The organism is Mucilaginibacter hurinus, from assembly GCF_003324525.1.
In the GTDB taxonomy this organism is placed as follows: Bacteria; Bacteroidota; Bacteroidia; order Sphingobacteriales; family Sphingobacteriaceae; genus Mucilaginibacter; species Mucilaginibacter hurinus.
Genome location: NZ_QGDC01000002.1, coordinates 1 through 17,989, shown reverse-complemented (window position 1 = coordinate 17,989; position 17,989 = coordinate 1). Strand labels below are relative to the sequence as shown.

Below are 17,989 nucleotides of genomic sequence, written 5' to 3'. Positions count from 1 at the left end.
ATTATTAAGTGCTTTTTTGTAAAAATACAAATTATAGCGGCTAATCCTCGTGCTATGGACTATATTTGGATATATGAAGAAAAAGTCTACTTTATTTCAGCGTACCATTATAACCAACACTCTTCTTACTGTACTGGGCATTTTTTCGGCACTATTCGGATTAAAGGGCTTCTTGCTTTCCAGCCATTTCATTGACGGCGGCGTTACCGGCATATCCATGTTGTTATCTAATATATTCGGCATACCTATATCAATCCCAATATTTGTCATTAACGTACCTTTTTTATGGCTTGGTTATAAAAAATTGGGTAAGTCCTTCGCTATTAGAAGTACTATGGCAATAGCTGGCTTAGCACTTGCGCTTGCCTTTGTACCAATACCTGATATAACATCAGACAAGTTACTTACGGCGGCCTTCGGTGGCATTTTTATTGGTGTAGGTATAGCCTTAGCCATACGGGGCGGTGCCGTGCTTGACGGCACGGAGATAGCTGCATTACTTGTTAGCAAAAAAGCTCAAATTTTTAAGGTGAGCGATGTTATACTCATATTAAACGTATTCATTTTTACAGCAGCCGCATTATCGCTAGGGGTAGAATCTGCATTATACTCTATCCTCACTTACCTCGCAGCGTCCAAAATGATAGATTTTATTTTGAATGGGCTTGAGCAATATACGGGCATCACCGTTATATCAACTAAAAGCGAACTCATACGCAGGCTTATAACACATCAGCTTGGCCGCGGCGTTACTATATACCAGGGCAAAAGCGGCTTTGGTAAAGACGGCGAAATGAATGATACCCGGGATATAGTTTTTACAGTTGCCACCCGGCTTGAGGTGCCGGCTATAAGGCAGGTGATACTTGAGGTAGATCCTAAAGCGTTTATTGTTTTACAAAGTATTGAAGATACTACAGGCGGTTTGCTTAAGCGTAAGGGCTTACATTAATGTACCCGAAACTATTTACACACATAAAAAAACACGTTAGCTTAACTGATGCTGACGAGGCGTTGATAACCAACAAATTAACGCTAACAAAACTCAGAAAGAAGACTTTTATACTACAGCCTGGAAAGATTTGCCAGGGAAACTACTTCATATTAAAGGGATGCGTAAGGATGTATTTCGTTAACAAGAAGTTAACCGAGCAAATTACTCAATTCGGGCTTGAAAACTGGTGGCTGGCCGATTACGACAGCCTGTACAACCAAAAACCTTCCACATACTATCTGCAAGCCGTTGAAGACTGTGAGCTACTGCTGCTTACCCCGCAACATGAAACCGAACTTATATCGGCGATACCCCAACTGCAAACTTACTTCCGTAATATGTTTGAAAAATCTGTTATCGCTGCACAAAGACGCATACATTATATATCAAGCATGAATGATGAGGAACTTTACCGTGAATTCAGCAGGCTGTTTCCGGAATTTATTCAACGAGTTCCTCAATACATGCTGGCTTCATATTTAGGGTTTACGCCACAGTTTTTAAGCCGCATACGGGCTAAAAAAGTTTAATTTCTTAAACTGGATTCATTTTTTTAAGCGCCTGTTCTCAACACCTTTGTGATATAAATTTTAATATCATGAGTAACAGAACAGACATCAGTAAAGCCAATCCGGCGGCATATAATGCCATGCTGCAATTAAGCAACTATGTAGCGGGTACACCGTTGCTGCATACACATCATCACCTGATTAAGATACGTGCGAGTCAAATAAACGGTTGTGCTTTTTGTATTGATATGCATACCCGCGATGCACGCAAAGCCGGCGAAACGGAACAAAGGATTTATGCGTTGTCTGCGTGGCGCGACACGCCTTTTTTTGATGAGCAGGAACGGGCTGTACTTGCCCTTACCGAAGAAGTAACATTGATACATGGGCGGGTGTCCGATCAAACATACCAGCAAGCGTCAGCAATTTTTGATGATGTTTACATCACCAATATCATAATGGCTATAGTAGCAATTAATGGCTGGAACAGGATTGTTATCAGCACAGAGAAGCAACCTGCTTTACGTTAAACAAAACAGCGATGGGATTGCCCCCATCGCTGTTTCTGTTTGTTTGTTTACCTTACTTTTTATTCTCGTGTTTGCGGTTGTTGTCTTTATTTGAGGTTTGGTCAGATCTTTGCCCGCCTCCATTGCTGATCCCTTTTTGTTTCTGCGCTTCTTTTTGATCAAAGAAAGCCCTGTCTGCTGTAGAGTTACCCTGGAAGTTTCCACTGTTCCTCAAATCCTGGTTATTTTTCATAACGACGAAATTTATATGTTAAAAGATGTCCGGCACATTCAGCGCCGATATCATTAATTAAGCAAGAACTATACCGAATTTGCCGTGTGATGCTAGCGTGCCAGTAACGTAATGGTATCAATATATAATATGCCTTCTTTAGTATCAGGGCCTGTAAATACCAGGCAAAGGTTGTGTTTTCCACTAAATAAATTAGCGAGGTTTACGCGGATGTTGTGCCGCTCAACTCCTTTTGCTACAGTTACAGAACCAACCAGTTTTCCCTCGGGATTATTAAACCTTAACTCGATGGCACCTCCGGATGTTTTTCCGGGCGTAGATACATTTAAATCAAAACCTGAAACACCGGTAAGATCTATGTTTTCGTAAGTTATGTTACCTGCTTTTTTAACAAGCACCGCAGATCTACCATTAACTTTATTGTGCACCTGGAAATCACCGCTGAATTTACCATTTGCCGCATTTAAAACCGGGCTGTTTAATATGTAAGCCGCTTCGGTAAACGCCGAGGGTATCCCGGGAATACCCTTATCAGTATACGCCGCTTTTACAGTTAAGAGGCCGTCTTTATTACCCGGGTCGTAAGTTCCCGCAGGCGGCAGGTTAGCCGGCGTTGCATCAGCCGAAGCTATATTTAATATGTAACGGACGATAGCTTTGGCATCATCCTTAGGCATCTGCGGATGAGCAGACATATTCATTTCGCCCCATACGCCATTACCGCCGCTGATAATTTTTGCAGCCAGTTTTTCAACATTAGCCGGTTCATCACTGTACTTTGCGGCTATAGCTGTATAAGATGGTCCTATTACCTTCCGCTTATCGTCGTGGCAAGCCTTGCAATCACTTTTAAGCATTAAGGATTTTCCTTCTGTAAAATTCTCAGGTCCGTAACGATGTCCAGGTGTATTAGCGCCCTTTTCTGATCCGGTTTGCGTTATCGAAACCTTCAACTTTGATTGTGGTAATTTTCCGCCGGGTATTATACCGTCCTCCTTATCGCGCATGGTCACTTTGTAGTTTACAGGTTTGCCCGGGAAATAATAAAGCTGATTACCTGAGACGGCAATGTTAATAACAGGCGGTTGGTTGCCCGCCTTAATGCTTACTGTTTTGGATGCCGATGCACCTTTAACGTCGGTAACCGTTAAAACTGCTTTGTATACTCCTTTTTTTAAAAAAGTATATGCAGGGTTTTCTCCTTTTAACGGTATACGCGCGCCGGAAGGCGTTATAACCGTCCATTTATAGGTTAATTTATCATTATCAAAATCATGCGTACCCGCCGACGAAAAGTTCACTTTAAGGGGTAATCCGCCGACAGTTTTATCAGCCGCCGCCATCACATTGGGCTTACGGTTACCGGCGTTGTACGTGATATGAACCAATTGCGCATCGTTGTTCTGCGTAAACCAACCCTGCCCATATTCTAATACATACATATCGCCATCTGGCCCAAACTTTAAATCCATAGGATGGCTGAAGCGCATACCGGGTAAAAACCGTTCCATCGACTGGTAGTTTCCATTTTCATCAAAATTTACGGTAAGTATCCAGTCACGCAGCCATTCAAATATAAACAGCTTATTGTTGTAGTAGTCAGGGAACCGCTTTGCAGATGACGCATAATCTTCTGCATAATAAACCGGGCCCAGCATGGCAGACCGGCCGCCCGTACCCAAAAGCGGAAACTCCTCTGATTTCTCATACGAATACCAAATAAGTGCCTTTTGCGCGGGCGGGAGTTCATTTAAGCCGGTATTATTGGGTGATGTATTAAGCGGTTTATCCGGATTATATTTTCCTTTAGACATCCCTGTGGAGAAATCTACCTTATGGTATGCCTTATTGTCTGCGCCGAAATAAGGCCAGCCGAAAAAACCAGGCTTATTGGTACGGTTGTACTCATCATATGAGCGCGGACCACGGTTAGCCGAATCCCTGCCCGCGTCGGGTCCTACTTCCCCCCAATACAAATAACCTGAGCGCTTATCAACAAATATGCTGTATGGGTTACGTATGCCCATAACATAAATTTCGGGCCTTGTTTTCGCCATGTCTTTCGGAAACAAATTTCCGTCCGGCACAGTATATGTTCCATCGGGTTCAGGATGTATGCGCAGTATTTTGCCACGCAAGTCATTGGTATTGGCTGAGGTGCCCTGCGCATCCCATGGACTGCGGCCTTCGCGCTCGTCAGAGGGGCTATAGCCGGTAGCTTTTGAACTTGTATTGTCGCCTGTTGTAAGATAAAGGTTATTATCTTTATCAAAAGCCATTTTGCCGCCTGTATGGCAGCATTGTTCCCGCTGCACCGGCACTTCAAGCACTATTTTTTTTGATGATTCGATCAGCTTATCGTTAACATATTCATAGCGCACTAAAATATTTTTAGCCTCATCGCCAGCTGCCGAATAATACAGATAAAGCCAGTGATTTTTATCAAAGCCTGGGTCGGCTATTACACCAAGCAGGCCGTCTTCAGCTTCGCTTATTTTCCCTTCCCTGCTTTTGTACTTAGTACTAACCGGTATAACGGCTATAACACTAGTGGTTTTAGTTTCAGGGTTGTAAAGTTTTACGTTGCCCTTCCGCTCAATAAAAAGCACTTTGTTATCTTTAAATATGAGCATTTGCAGCGGTTCGTCAAGCTTTTCAGCAAGTACCGTTTTAGTAAACCTGTTCTGCTCTGTATCAACCGGCATACCGGCAACGTGAACTTTTTCAGCCCGGTTGGATATCATCATTGATGAGAACAAAATCAAACAAACAATTGTAAAAGCAAAAAGCCGTAAAGATGACGAAGTACTAATAGACATTTAAAGAAGCTAACTTGGTTGATTGTATTTTTTAATTGTGTAATAATAGCTATAAAATTCACGAAATTCGCTATATATCGATTTAGCATCATGTAAAAAATGTGATAGGTGCTTGAGCCAGCTTCCCTTAACCGGTGTGAAAAATTTAACACAGATCAGCAGCATGCCAGGTTATCAAAAAAAGTAAGTTTTAACCGGCAAAGATCATTTACCGATAAGCTTTTTTAGCTTATCAATTACCCCTGTTTTTTTCTTTTTAGGTTCACTGCCTATCAAAAAGCCGTATGGTTTAAGTTCGGGTACGTTATCGCAAATTATTTTTACTATGCCTAATAAGGGTATAGCCAGTATCATGCCGGGTATTCCCCATACCATTTCGCCAAGTACAATGGCCATAATAGTAAATAAGGGGTTGATACTTACCTGCTCGCCCACTATCAGTGGTTCTAAAATATAAGTCTGCACAAACTGGATAACAAAGTATGTACCGAGCACACCAATTACCATACTGCCGCTGCCGCCCTGCACCAGCACGGTTAACACTGTTAATGAAGTTCCGGTTAAATTGCCAACAAAGGGCACAATTTCTAAAATCCCGCACAACACGGCAAAAAATATCGCATTTTCGACACCTACAAGGGTAAAACCTATACCGTACATAACCCATAAACAGGCAATCATCCCTCCTAGTCCCGACAAATACTTTTGTGCAACTTTTGCCGATTCATGTATTACAATATCGGTTTTCCTGTTTACGCTGTCGGGCACCAGCATGATAAAAAACTTCTTAATATGGCTCCTGTTGTAAAGGAAAAGGTACATATATACTATGCCTAATACCAGGTTAACGGCCATACCCATTAGCGACGCCAACACTGCGGCAGCCATAGCACCGCCGTTGCCGGCCGACTCCTGACCTTGCTTAAGAATTTTTTCCTGCTCTTTTACGCTGAGGCCTATGGTAGCACGTACCCACTGTTTTAAATTATCAAGTAATTCAGTAAGTTTCGTTTTCATCGTGTCAAAATCGGCAGCAAATTCGCTTAAGCGCAGGGATAATAAAAAAACGATCAGGCCTATCGATATCAGCAACACTAACATCGAAAACAATGCGGAAAATGCACGGCTTATTCCCCTACGTTCCAAAAAATTGCTGAAGCCGATAAAAAGCATGGCCAGTATAGCTGAAATAGCAATTGGCACAAGAAACTCTTTAGAGAAATATAAACCACTAAAAATGAGAAAGAAAAGAAATAATACAAGTACGCTGCGTTGAAGTTTAGCCATGCATACTTAACAACTTAACGGCAATAAAGTTTATTAATGAACATTAGCCTCAATATGCTGGGTTATTTCACTTATCATCTCGGCATCATCAAACCGGCCTTCAACATCTTCTAAAATCAGGTTATCACGATACGATAGAACTGCTAAATGCTGATCATTAATATAAAGATCATAGCTGTTGCCCGCAGGGGTAATTTTAACAAAAGCCGGCGCCCCCCAGTACTGCGTAGCGTACATGATTGAGCTGGATGACATAGATTCGTTCATGATGTGAGTAATTGTACCTATTAATACAATCCACAAATATTATTTGTTTATAATCAGGTTAACAATTTGTTAACTTTTATATACAATATTGATAATCAATATGATTTATTTCTTCATACGCGCTTATAATTCTTGCATGATGTCTATACAAGTAACGCAGCAAGGCCGCATGGTTAGTTTAGGTATTTAAGTTAACACGGTTACCTGCCTTGTAAAATAAGGTCCATAAAAAAAAGCAGGCTTATCACCTGCTTTATATTTATAGAAATATTATATTAATTAATGCCCCAGTTCTCGTTTGGTTTATCCCCCATCTCCAATTCAAGTGTACCACCGGCAATAATATCGGCGTGGTTTATAAAACTATGGGTGTATACTTTGCCGTTTAACTTGGCGCTTTGGATGTAAACATTCTTGTCTGAGTTATTATTGGCCACAACTGTAAAGGTTTTCCCCGTAGCAAATTTAGGATCTAGCTTTATAGTAATCTTGCTAAATACCGGGCTTGTCAGTTCATACCTGTTGTCGCCTGGCGAAATCGGGTGGAAACCGCTTGCAGCGAGTATATACCATGCAGACATCTGGCCTAAATCCTCATTACCCACTAAGCCATATACTTTATTATGGTACGCCCTTTTGCATATCTCGCGTGTCCATTTTTGAGTAAGCCATGGTGAGCCTAAGCGGTTAAACAGAAACGGCACATGATGAACCGGTTCATTGGCATGATTGTAATAGTCGTTCCAGATGAAATCTGCCGGGGCCTTTTCAAAAAACTGGGTTAGGTCGGCCAGAGTCTTTTCCTTACCACCCATCATGGCCACCATGCCTGGTATATCATGCGGAACGAACCAGCCCTGCTGGTAGGGATTGCTTTCAACCGTGCCATAAAAATGTTTTAAACGACCCTCTTTAGGCAATGCCTCCCAGGTACCATCTTCATTTTTTGGCCTGAACCAGCCCGATTCCTTATCCCAGATATTCACGTAGCTCTTTGAGCGTTTCATGTATTTGGCCTCATCATCTTTTTTACCCAATGCTTTAGCCAGTTGCGCCAGGCACCATTCTGAGTAGGCAAATTCAAGCGTATTTGAAATACTGAAAGGCGAACCCGCGTAACCTATCGCTTCGTCTTTAGGGTCGCAATATACTGCAAAGCCCTTTTCGCCGTTGCCCGAACGCTCGCAGGTGTTAACGGCAAATTTATATGCTTTTTGCACATCATAGTCACGGATGCCTTTTGCATAAGCGTCAGCAATTACGTTAACGGCAGGATTGCCCAGCATACAACCGGTGTACGCGTTAAGTATTTCCCACCGCTCTAAATATTGTTTACCATTTTCGTCGGCCAGCTCAACCAATGAGTTTATCTCATCATTAACAATCGTAGGATTAATAATGGATTGAAGTGGAAACTGACTCCTGAATACATCCCAGCCACTGAATGTGCTGCGTTTAGTAAATGTGGTGGCTTTATGTATCTTACCGTCGCCGCCGTTATAGTTGCCGTTGACGTCAACTACAGAGCGGGGATCAAGCATGGCATGATATAAACCTGTATAAAAAACCGTCTTTTCTTCATCGGTGCCGCCTTCAACCAGCATTTTACTCAATTCATTGTTCCATGATTTGCGCACATCCCGGTGAACCTTATCAAAGTCCCAGCCGGTAATTTCACTGTTGAGGTTAGCCGTAGCACCCTCAATATTTACAAATGATACCCCTATTTTTAAGTATACCTGCTCGTTAGCCTTGGTAGCAAATTCAGTATAAAAACCCAGATGCTTGCCTTCCTTTTCGGTAACACCTTTTAATACAGCTGCTTTGGCCACTTGCTGTACATATTTATCGCTCACCACTTCATCGCGTTTGCGTACCCAGCCGTCAGGTATATCAGCACTCCACACACCGAAATCTTTCAGCGGCTTGCTAAATTTAGCATAAAAATACACCGTATATGGGTTGTTAGCTTCGCCGTTACCAAAACCACCGCCCTGTGGTGTGCACTTCATCCACCCTTGTATAGTACTATCATTAAGCACCTTAACGTTTTGCAATACCGAGGTGCCTGCTATACGGCGGGCAAGATCTATCTGGATGCGTGATTGTTTGTTTTCAGGGAAGGTGAACCGCATAATCCCGCTATGCGGCGCAACGGTCATCTCGGCCTTTACATTGTATTTATCAAGCAACACCGAATAATAACCCGCGGTGGCTTTTTCATTTTCTTTCTTGTATTCCGAGCGCCAGCCTTCAGCCTCTTTGCCCAGCCTGCCGGCAACCGTTTTCATGGGCCCGGTGGTTGGCATTACTAAAAAGTTACCTAATTCACCATACCAGCCGGTGCCACTCAGGTGCATTACCGAGAAACCTTCTATACTCGTATTCTCGTAACTGTAACCTGATGCGTTATCGCCGCCGGTTACGGTGTTAGGACTAAACTGCGCCAAACCAAACGGTGATGCCGCGCCGGGAAAAGTTTTGCCGGGAAAAAACTCTGTTTGGTTTTCGCCCGCTTTTGTGCTTGCACCAATAAACGGATTAATGTAATCTACGGGTTGCTTTTCCTGTTCAGTTACGGCGGTTTCACCGTCTTTATTTTCCGTGTTACAAGCCGACAACAGAATACAGGCGGACAAGGCGATAAGAGAAAATTTTTTTTTCATTACTGGATTATTAGATCTAAACTCAGGCTTATTTAAGTTGAATTTTGTTATTTAAGCCATAATAATAAGCATTTACGTAGGATATTTACGTAACAAATAAATTTTTATGCAATCGATGCCAATGCACAATACAGTAATGCGTCTAACTTCAATTTGTAAAACACTACAAATCTATTGTGCTGCCAACGGCTGCTAAATGCAACGTAATGCCCGCAGCTTTGAATTTTTCAACAGCCGCTTTATGGTCAACCATAATTAAACCAAAAGTATCATAATGCACACCTACCACCTGCGTAGTGTTTACCATTTTAGCAGCTTCAATAGCGTCATCAACGCCCATCGTGAGGTTATCACCTATGGGGAACACAGCAAAATCAGGTACAACCCATTTAGGCACCAATTGCATATCCAACGTTAGGCCTGTATCGCCGCTGTAATAAAAATTGCCCTCTTTCGTTTTAAATATAAACCCACCCGGTACACCGCCATAACTGCCATCAGGCATACTGCTTGAGTGCTGGGCTATGGTGCCCTTTACCCAACCAAAGTCAAACAGCCACTGTCCGCCCGGGTTTAAGGGATGTACATTCTCTATTCCGTTTTTTATAAACCAATCTTTTATTTCCCAGTTTGCTACCACTTTAGCACCAGTACGTTTGGCTATGGCTACAGCATCATTAACATGGTCGAAATGACCGTGAGAGATAAATATATAATCTGCCGCAATGGTGTCAATGTCGACGTTTTTTGCCAGAGGGTTAGGTGTAATAAACGGATCGAACAGGATATGTTTGCCATTGATATTTACAGAGAAACAAGCGTGGCCGTAGTAAGTTAATTTCATATCAGATGTATTTAGTGCGTAATTTAAGGTTTGTTTATGATAACGGTGGGGTATTAGCAAAATTGTGTTTAAGCCGCTAATGAAGCATTCTCGTGAATGATTATGGAACACGCACAAGCATGAAATAAAAAAAACAGCATTATCTGTAAACACATATTCATAACTTGCCGCCGTGAGAAGAATGTTTTTATTCGTCCTGCTGATCAGCAGCTTTTCGGCCGGGGCTCAACAACTGCAATACGTTACCGAAAAAAATATCCGGTACCATGAAACAAGCGGGTCTGCTGACGCTTATCGAGACGCCCAATGCACCATTGATTTATACTATCCTCAAGGTGCAAAAAACTACGCAACCATAGTATGGTTTCATGGAGGCGGTATAACTGGCGGTGCTAAAGAGATCCCTAAAGAATTGCTGAATAAGGGCTACGCCATTGCCGGTGTAGGATACCGGCTGTCGCCAAAGGTAAAAGCACCGGTTTATATAGAAGATGCGGCGGCGGCAGTGGCCTGGGTTTTTAAACACATTGCAAAGTACGGAGGCAGCGATAAACTAATATTTGTATCGGGGCACTCGGCTGGCGGCTACCTGGGCACCATGATTACGCTGGATAAAAGCTACCTGGATAAACACCACATTGATGCTAACCGGATAGCCGGGCTTATTCCTTTTAGCGGGCAGGCTATTACCCATTTTACCATCAGAAATGAAAATGGACTTAAGCCGCTGCAGCCAACTATAGACAAATACTCGCCTTTGTATTTTGTACGGCAGGATGCCCCACCCATACTGCTTATTACCGGTGACCGTGAAAAAGAACTTTTTGGCCGGTATGAAGAAAATGCCTACATGGCCCGTATGTTTAAGCTGGCCGGCCATACCCGTACAAAACTGTATGAGCTGCAGGGATTTGACCATGGCGAAATGGCGCAACCTGCATTCCCGTTACTGTTGAAAGAGGTAGCTGAGATCAGGAAGGAGATAGAATCCGCTAAATAGTTATGACGAGCAATAAGCGATAGGAAATCTTAACACCGATTAACTAATCAGCATACTCGCCGCTGTAAGGCGCCATATTATTTTAAAACATAGTCCATTAAAGCCAACGGCACCCGTATACCGCGCAGGCGATACACATCGGGGTTCATGCGCCCGCCCTTACAAGTAGCCACACAGCTGCCGTAACCATTAATCGCGTAAGTAACCAACACCTCGTTACGGTTGTTAATAAACTGCGGGTGTATATTTGGCGCATAAAAAAATGGATAATGCCCATCCAGCTTATCAGGTATCGTATAAATGGTTTTACGTTTGGTAAACGGCCCCGTGCGGCTTGCGCTAACCGAGCCATATATCTGGCTGCCCTGATCACAGCCTACACTAAACTGCGTACTTACTATTACATACCGGTTTCTCACTTTAGCTACACTTACTCCACTTGAAGCCGCATCGCCTACTCTTTTAATTTTGTTAACATCTTTTGTCCAGCCGGTGCCGTCCCAAAAATCCCATTTTGTGTAAGGGTTGTTTGTTGGAAAACGCGCCAGGAACACATCATTCAAAATAAAAGTTTGTTTATTTCCATAAGTGTAAGTATAGCCGTCAGCATCCTTTTCAAACGATATACCGAAGCTCATGCCGTTGAAATTTTGAAGCGCTTTATACCCTGCCACTGTCATTTCAGGGAACTTCATTTTCACCCACATATCAACGTGCGTATGCTTAAAAGCAAAACCACCGCCGCCGCTTGTCGATTCAAAATTGCTGCTGTACACAAACACTGTGTCGCCTAGCTGAAAACCGCTGGATGGCCAGTTAAAATATTTCTTATCAACCGGTGGCACAAACAAAGTGCCTTTAGACGGGCTCAACAGCGATTTTGAGTTGCGCCAGTTCCAGTCGTTTGGTGGCTGCAACATGGCCATATTACGTACCTGGAACAAACAAGGAATGGTATTATCACTTACACGGTACCGATCAACATACGTGTCGCCAAATGTCCATAAAGTACTGCCGTCATTCAATAAAATAGTCGCGCCTGCATCACTGGCAATAAGGCCTTCGGTACGGTTCATAAATTGGGTGAATACCGGGTCTTTGTAAACGCCGTAGGCCGCATTTGTTTCCTTAACCGCGTTCCGGCGTTCCGGGCTTAACATATCATCAGCTTTTTTACAGGATGCAAAAAGTGTTACTGCCGTAATAGCAGTAAAAAGCAAATTTGTTTGTTTCATAATTGGTTCATGGTAGTTTACAACTCAGCTTTCTGGCCAAACATGTAAATACAAGTAAGCGATAAAACTACATAATTAATTTGCTGCAGCAATAAAAAAAAGACCTTATATTAAACTAAATTTGCTGTTATACAGTTAACTAAGTGCTCACTTCGTTTTAAAATGCCTGTAATAAAATTCAAAGTAATAATCGCGTTGCTTGTGCTACTATTTGTTACCTATGCTAGCCATGCACAAAACTCGCCTTTGGTAAAATTGGCGGAGTTAAACAATTACCCGTGGACTGCACAACAGTTATTAGCGCCCTCAGCGCTGGCTTCCAATTAAGTGGTAGCACGGCAAAACTGCCCGTTATATTTAATATTGGCGTGGTAGAAGATATTAAAGGCGCTATACATATAGGCGCAGCCAGCGAAGCAGGTAACCTGAGAAAATTACGCGTGGCGGTTAAGCCATTACCCAAAAACACACCTATTGTAATTTATTGCGGATGCTGCCCGTTTGCTAAATGCCCTAATGCCAAACCAGCTTTTTCTGAATTAAAAGCACTCGGATATACGCAGGTTAAGATGTTAAACCTGCCCACAAATCTCAATACCGACTGGACGGCTAAAGGTTATCCTTTAAAGGCTAAGTAAAAAGTTATTTAGCAAAAATGCCTTCCATTTTAATAGAAGGCATTTGCAGACATATAACGTAGCGTTAAGCTTTTTTATCAAGCACCAATACAATTTTATTAAAGTCCGACGCGGCGTTTATTACTTTTTTAAAATCGTCGAAGCGGGTTATGGGGTAATATGTGTCGCGATATATCTCCTCAATATTTATGTTAAGTATATTTCCTTTCAGTTCATAACCCGAAACAAATCCCATGGTTACTCCCTTATCGTCTTTGTAAGTTATATCCATTTTCAGATCGTCGAGGTTATTTATTTTATAACCATCAGGTACTATAACCTGTAATTTACGCGCCTGTATGTGGCCGTAATTAATATCAATCTGCTGTTGCCGAGGCTTTTCCTGATACATTTCTACCTGCGGCCCTATTGCCATACCAATTTTTAACAGCACTTTGTTGCCGGCACGCTCAATCAATACATCTGATTTTGTTTTGGTATGCAATACAAAAGGTACATTATTACCAAGGTCTTCAAAAGAAGTATTCTCTACTTTTGAAAACAAAATATTGTCGGTGCTTTGGAAAGACTTAGTGATATTTTTTATGAACGCTTTTTTTTGTTCTTCGTTTCCAAACGTAAAAGCGCTTCTAAATACTGTTGATGCGTACCCACTGAATATCTGCTTATAATCCATAACCAATGAATCAAGCCCATTACTGAATTCTATTTTTGCATCGATATCGTTTTTTATACTATTAATATCCTCAAGCGGTATGTATTTCACTTCGGCAATGGCTGTGGTTAAACCGCCCAGCGACGTAGATTTGCAGAATAAACCGTTACCAGCACACCATGCCGGATTAATCCATGGATAGCGATAGTCGGGCCGGGTTGGGGCTAAAAACTTACCCTGCGCCGGAAAAAACAATACTGGATCGTCTGCATTATTCCAGTTCTCAAATCTTTTATCCAATAAGGCCCTTTCCCTATCGCTGGTTAACACAAACTGATAAGCAACCCCGATACTCTTGTAAATAGCACTGTATAAGCGTACAATCCCCTCGGAGCCTGCATTTTTGTTTTTTAATATAGTTGATATTTTGTTAGCCTCCTCGCCACGGAGATCCTCGTGATAGGTAAAATTCTTTTTTATATAGTGTTCAACCGCCTTGATTTTGGCTGTTTCGTCAGGTAATTTGTCCCAACCGTTTTGCCGGGCCATATCGGCAGCTATTCTCTCTTCTTTTTCACTGTAGTCAGTATAAACGCTATACATCCTTTTAGCCAAGTGGTTCCAGGTGAATAACCGTTCATCTTTATTTACAGAGTTGTTATATGATAGTTTATACTCTACACGTTTCAGATTCGCAAAGTAGTTGGCATATTTTTCGCGTTCAACGCCGGGTAAATCTTTTAAACGGCACTCCAGTACCTGCTTATTATTTAGTAGTCTCTCGGTAACCTGCACGTCATCATTATAAGCCTTTACATCAAACTTTAACCTTATCGGTGCGATAACCTGAAATACGCTTTCCAGCACCGGCAAGCCAGTCTGTAAATTTTCGCGCCCAAAGAATGACACCGGGCGTTTAAACGTGTAATAGTACTCAACGTCACAGCCTTTTACTAGACCTTCCATGGCAAAAATCTTGTAAAAGTTGCCTTCTTCATCCTTTATTTCTTTGATGTTTGATTTATCCAGCTCAACTATCTTTCCGCCTGGCAATATGCTACGGGCCTTTACATCAACAATATCTGCGTTTTCACTTATACCTAAATAAATCTTATTAAAACCTTCAATCCCTTTGTCATCAATAATATGTATTATTTTATGCAAGGTGTAGTATGATGCCAGGTCCTTTCCCTGGTCAATAAACTCGGTGCTACGTTTGTCATAAATAACCACCGCTGACTCCTTATCATACTTACCGTCAAGTTTGTAAACCGTTGGTTTTTCAACCCAGGTTTCTTTCTCAATTTTTGCCGGTTGTGCATTAACAGATAGCACAGGCAGTAAAGCAGTGATTAAAATTAGTATTCGTTTCATTATTATAGTTTAAATTTTTGTGAGGCTTAGTGTTTCTTTGTACAACGGATAAAGATTTTCCAAAACTTTGTTCCAATCGCTAAAGCCGGTATTGGCTAACAGTAGGGTATTATTATCATACTCCTGTGTCAATATAACCCAGTTATCTTTTTGCTCGTACTTTAAGTTGAATCCCCAGATGCTGTTACGATAACTTTTACCCGGCGGCATATAGGAAATTTTATAGCCATCAGGCACCCTTAACAGCGTAACATATTTTTTAAGAAAGTTAAAGTCATTTTCGACAGGTATTTTCCGTTTAGGATGGTCTATTTGCTCATTTTGGAAAAACTTAAACAAGTTCAGGTTTAGGTAGTACTCGTCACCATGTTTTTTAATATAGTCAGGCAGCAAAAAGTCAGCAACCATTGTCACTGCGCCAGCATCTCTCTCATCAATATCAAAAGCCTCCAACTGAAATTTATTTGACCCCCGCTCGAAGTCATCTCTCAGGTATTGCTGCATGTTTTTCTTGTTGCGATATATAAGCTTTCCATGCATATCTGTAGCAAAATACCCGGTAAGATGCTTGCGTATTTTACCCTTAATACCAGCCGCAGTAATTTCCAGCCATGTAGTATCTGTTAATGTGTTTTTCTCCTTTTCAACCGTAGGCACCGTAACTATTTTATATTCATTTTCATTAATTGATATCATAGCCTCTTTATCCTGCAGGTGCGATGACGGGATACCAAATACGCAGGTTGGGTCTGTACCGTCTAAAAAGATGAGTTTTCCATTAATGTCAACGGTGCATATCATATGGTTGCTTACCATCGGCAGCGGCATTTTACTATACTTATAAGGAAGTCGCCGGGTGCCTATCCAGGTAAAATATGTTTTTAAGCCCGCTGTCTTCAACATTTCGGTCATAATGCTCGACATATCCTTACAATCGCCAAAACGCCTTTTACAAACCAACTCAGCCGGCCGCGGAATGAAACCGCCCATGCCATCTTCAAACGCCACATACTTGATATTACGCTGCACCCAGCTGTAAATGCTGCGGGCTTTTTCCTCATCGGTCGTCAATCCTTTTATAAGCGAATCAACAACCTCTTTAACTCCTGTACCGGGCTTTGGCTCCATCGCTTTTATATAACTGTAATTGAGGCGGTAAAGATCATCAGCGTTTGACAGGTATGGTACCGTAACACCTTTATCTTTGTAACTATCTATATAAAATATAACATGGGGTAGATAGTATGCATAGCCCGGTGCATCGTTATAACTACGTTCGGCCGTGCTGTTCTTTGATTGAAAAGTGTACACTTTACCGCCTCGTTTTCCCGCTTCAACTTTAACAATAATTTTACTGGTATCAATACCCAATAAATGGTACTTAAGATTAATATCCTTTGATGCGGTGATTCGAAGTTCGCTATTAATAGTAGGTATATAAGTTGTGAAGTAAAAAGGCGATAGCAGATGAGGATCCTTGTTAATCCAGGCTACGTTTAAGTTACCAACGGCACCCGGCACTACCGACGGGAATTGAAATGTAGTTTCTTTAGTGTCATTGTAAAAAACTGATCGCGCCTCATTAGAGTTAGTTTGAAAGTTAGTTACCTTCAGCTTTTTATCATCCGGTGTACGCGTATAAGCATCATATGATATTACCTCCTCAAAGTAACTGTGAAAAAAGCTATGCCTACCCATAAAAGCCGTAGCCGTTCCCAACAAATACTGTATTTGCTCTAACTCGCGGCTCTCAACATAAGGCACCCCGTTCTTAATCTCGATGGTATATTCCAGCACCCTGTTCAACATCACGGCTTTTTCGTCCGGGTATTGCTTGCGTAAAGTTTCAATATCCTGCGCTTGCAACGTATTTACAACAAAGCAAAACAGCAACAATAACCTACCCGCCTTATTCATTCGTAACAGATAAAAGTTTATCATAATAATACCACACCGTTTTAACCAGTTTTCCATCTTTATTATAATACTTGGCTGGGCCATGTTTTAAATCATTGTCGTAATTTATTTTAGTTTTTAACCCACCTTCGGGGTAATATTCACGTCCTACTCCCTCTACATTACCGTACATGTAATTACGTTCACTCTTTAATTTCCCGTTAAGGTGATAAGTTTTTGATAAACCATTAGCCATTCCATATTCAAAACTGCCTTCTTCACGTATTTGGCCACTGCTGTAAAATATTACATCACGTCCATGTTTTTCTCCGTCGCTGTAATTACAATGGCGGGAGGGGTTGCCATTAGGGAAAAATGATTTCATGCTCCCGTTTACATATTTGATAGGTATTAACGGTACGAGTTTACCGTCGGCACCTAAATAAGTATAAGCCTCTGTCCTGTCATCTTTAAATTCGGTTTGATAAGCCTGCACACCTGATGGATCATATTTTTTAACTGTCCCGTCTAGCAGCCCGGCCTTATACATGCCAATGTAATCTTTGGTACCATTATCGTCAAAGTATATCTTTTCGCCTTCAGGCAGACCATCTATATAGTTTATCATACAATTTAAATTACCGTCTTCATTGTAGAACTTCCATACTCCTGTCTGGCTGCCGGACCTGTATATACCTTCGCTTTCTTTATTACCGTTATAATAATACCTTACATAGCTACTGTCCACTTCCCCGCCTTTAAAATTATAACTGGTATTTAAAGTGCCGCAAGGGTAGTAAGTTTTGTAAGGTCCGTCAAAATCGCCATTAACATAATTACCTTCACCCATTAACTTCCCATTGGTATGTACAAGTTTGAATTTGCCGGATGCCCGTGGAAAATTCAACCTCGCAATTGTAAAGGTCAGATAATTCGGCAATGGAATTAGCTTTAACAAATAAAGCTATAGTTATGCGCAACAATAATAATGACCTTACATTAAAACGTAATTATCTAAGTAAATATCGTTTTCTTATTAGTGA

The 17,989-nt window shown here is 41.6% G+C and carries 15 protein-coding genes; 5 read left to right on the top strand and 10 right to left on the bottom strand.

Translation table 11 applies throughout. From position 1 onward, the window contains the following. The first annotated feature begins 73 nt into the window (after positions 1-73). The 3 genes from DJ568_RS03300 (at position 74) to DJ568_RS03290 (ending at position 2,033) form a co-directional block, all read left to right on the top strand. On the top strand, positions 74-952 hold the full coding sequence (locus tag DJ568_RS03300) for a YitT family protein (protein ID WP_114003830.1): 879 nt from the start codon (positions 74-76) through the stop codon (positions 950-952). Then, positions 952-1,524 carry a Crp/Fnr family transcriptional regulator gene (locus DJ568_RS03295; protein WP_114003829.1) on the top strand — a complete coding sequence of 191 codons (573 nt, stop codon included), beginning with the start codon at positions 952-954 and terminating at the stop codon, positions 1,522-1,524. The genes DJ568_RS03300 and DJ568_RS03295 overlap by 1 nt, the downstream gene beginning before the upstream one ends. Before the next feature lie 68 nt (positions 1,525-1,592). Continuing rightward, on the top strand, positions 1,593-2,033 hold the full coding sequence (locus DJ568_RS03290; RefSeq protein ID WP_114003828.1) for a carboxymuconolactone decarboxylase family protein: 441 nt from the start codon (positions 1,593-1,595) through the stop codon (positions 2,031-2,033). A 52-nt stretch (positions 2,034-2,085) separates the two neighbouring features. Here the strand turns inward: DJ568_RS03290 and DJ568_RS03285 are convergent, their stop codons facing one another. From DJ568_RS03285 to DJ568_RS03260, 6 genes are all read right to left on the bottom strand, one after another. Beyond that, positions 2,086-2,265, bottom strand: coding sequence for a hypothetical protein (locus DJ568_RS03285; protein ID WP_114003827.1), 180 nt, complete (start codon positions 2,263-2,265; stop codon positions 2,086-2,088). A 92-nt stretch (positions 2,266-2,357) separates the two neighbouring features. After that, the gene (locus tag DJ568_RS03280; RefSeq protein WP_158534864.1) at positions 2,358-5,012 is read right to left on the bottom strand and encodes a PQQ-dependent sugar dehydrogenase; all 2,655 of its coding nucleotides are present in this window, start codon (positions 5,010-5,012) and stop codon (positions 2,358-2,360) included. A 276-nt stretch (positions 5,013-5,288) separates the two neighbouring features. Next, positions 5,289-6,371 carry an AI-2E family transporter gene (locus DJ568_RS03275; protein WP_114003825.1) on the bottom strand — a complete coding sequence of 361 codons (1,083 nt, stop codon included), beginning with the start codon at positions 6,369-6,371 and terminating at the stop codon, positions 5,289-5,291. Positions 6,372-6,404: 33 nt separating this feature from the next. Continuing rightward, the gene (locus DJ568_RS03270; RefSeq protein ID WP_114003824.1) at positions 6,405-6,638 is read right to left on the bottom strand and encodes a hypothetical protein; all 234 of its coding nucleotides are present in this window, start codon (positions 6,636-6,638) and stop codon (positions 6,405-6,407) included. 275 nt (positions 6,639-6,913) lie between these two features. Next, positions 6,914-9,304 (bottom strand): GH92 family glycosyl hydrolase, encoded by a 2,391-nt coding sequence (locus DJ568_RS03265; RefSeq protein ID WP_114003823.1) that lies wholly within the window; start codon positions 9,302-9,304, stop codon positions 6,914-6,916. Between the two features lie 163 nt (positions 9,305-9,467). Beyond that, positions 9,468-10,148, bottom strand: a complete 681-nt coding sequence (locus tag DJ568_RS03260; RefSeq protein ID WP_114003822.1) for a metal-dependent hydrolase — start codon at positions 10,146-10,148, stop codon at positions 9,468-9,470. A 181-nt stretch (positions 10,149-10,329) separates the two neighbouring features. Between DJ568_RS03260 and DJ568_RS03255 the strand changes: the two genes are divergently transcribed. Beyond that, on the top strand, positions 10,330-11,148 hold the full coding sequence (locus tag DJ568_RS03255) for an alpha/beta hydrolase (protein WP_114003821.1): 819 nt from the start codon (positions 10,330-10,332) through the stop codon (positions 11,146-11,148). 77 nt (positions 11,149-11,225) lie between these two features. On the opposite strand, the gene DJ568_RS03250 is transcribed toward DJ568_RS03255, so the two are convergent. Continuing rightward, complete coding sequence (locus DJ568_RS03250; protein WP_114003820.1) at positions 11,226-12,383, bottom strand: DUF4185 domain-containing protein; 1,158 nt, start codon at positions 12,381-12,383, stop codon at positions 11,226-11,228. 278 nt (positions 12,384-12,661) lie between these two features. Here DJ568_RS03250 and DJ568_RS03245 point away from each other — a divergent pair, with 278 nt between their 5' ends. Further along, complete coding sequence (locus DJ568_RS03245; protein WP_114003819.1) at positions 12,662-13,021, top strand: rhodanese-like domain-containing protein; 360 nt, start codon at positions 12,662-12,664, stop codon at positions 13,019-13,021. A gap of 64 nt (positions 13,022-13,085) precedes the next feature. On the opposite strand, the gene DJ568_RS03240 is transcribed toward DJ568_RS03245, so the two are convergent. From DJ568_RS03240 to DJ568_RS03230, 3 genes are read right to left on the bottom strand one after another with little or no spacing between them, the layout of a single operon-like run. Further along, complete coding sequence (locus tag DJ568_RS03240) at positions 13,086-15,050, bottom strand: DUF3857 domain-containing protein (protein ID WP_114003818.1); 1,965 nt, start codon at positions 15,048-15,050, stop codon at positions 13,086-13,088. Positions 15,051-15,059: 9 nt separating this feature from the next. Further along, positions 15,060-16,967, bottom strand: a complete 1,908-nt coding sequence (locus DJ568_RS03235) for a DUF3857 domain-containing protein (protein WP_158534863.1) — start codon at positions 16,965-16,967, stop codon at positions 15,060-15,062. Continuing rightward, the gene (locus DJ568_RS03230) at positions 16,960-17,853 is read right to left on the bottom strand and encodes a toxin-antitoxin system YwqK family antitoxin (RefSeq protein ID WP_158534862.1); all 894 of its coding nucleotides are present in this window, start codon (positions 17,851-17,853) and stop codon (positions 16,960-16,962) included. The genes DJ568_RS03235 and DJ568_RS03230 overlap by 8 nt, the downstream gene beginning before the upstream one ends. Positions 17,854-17,989: the final 136 nt, after the last annotated feature.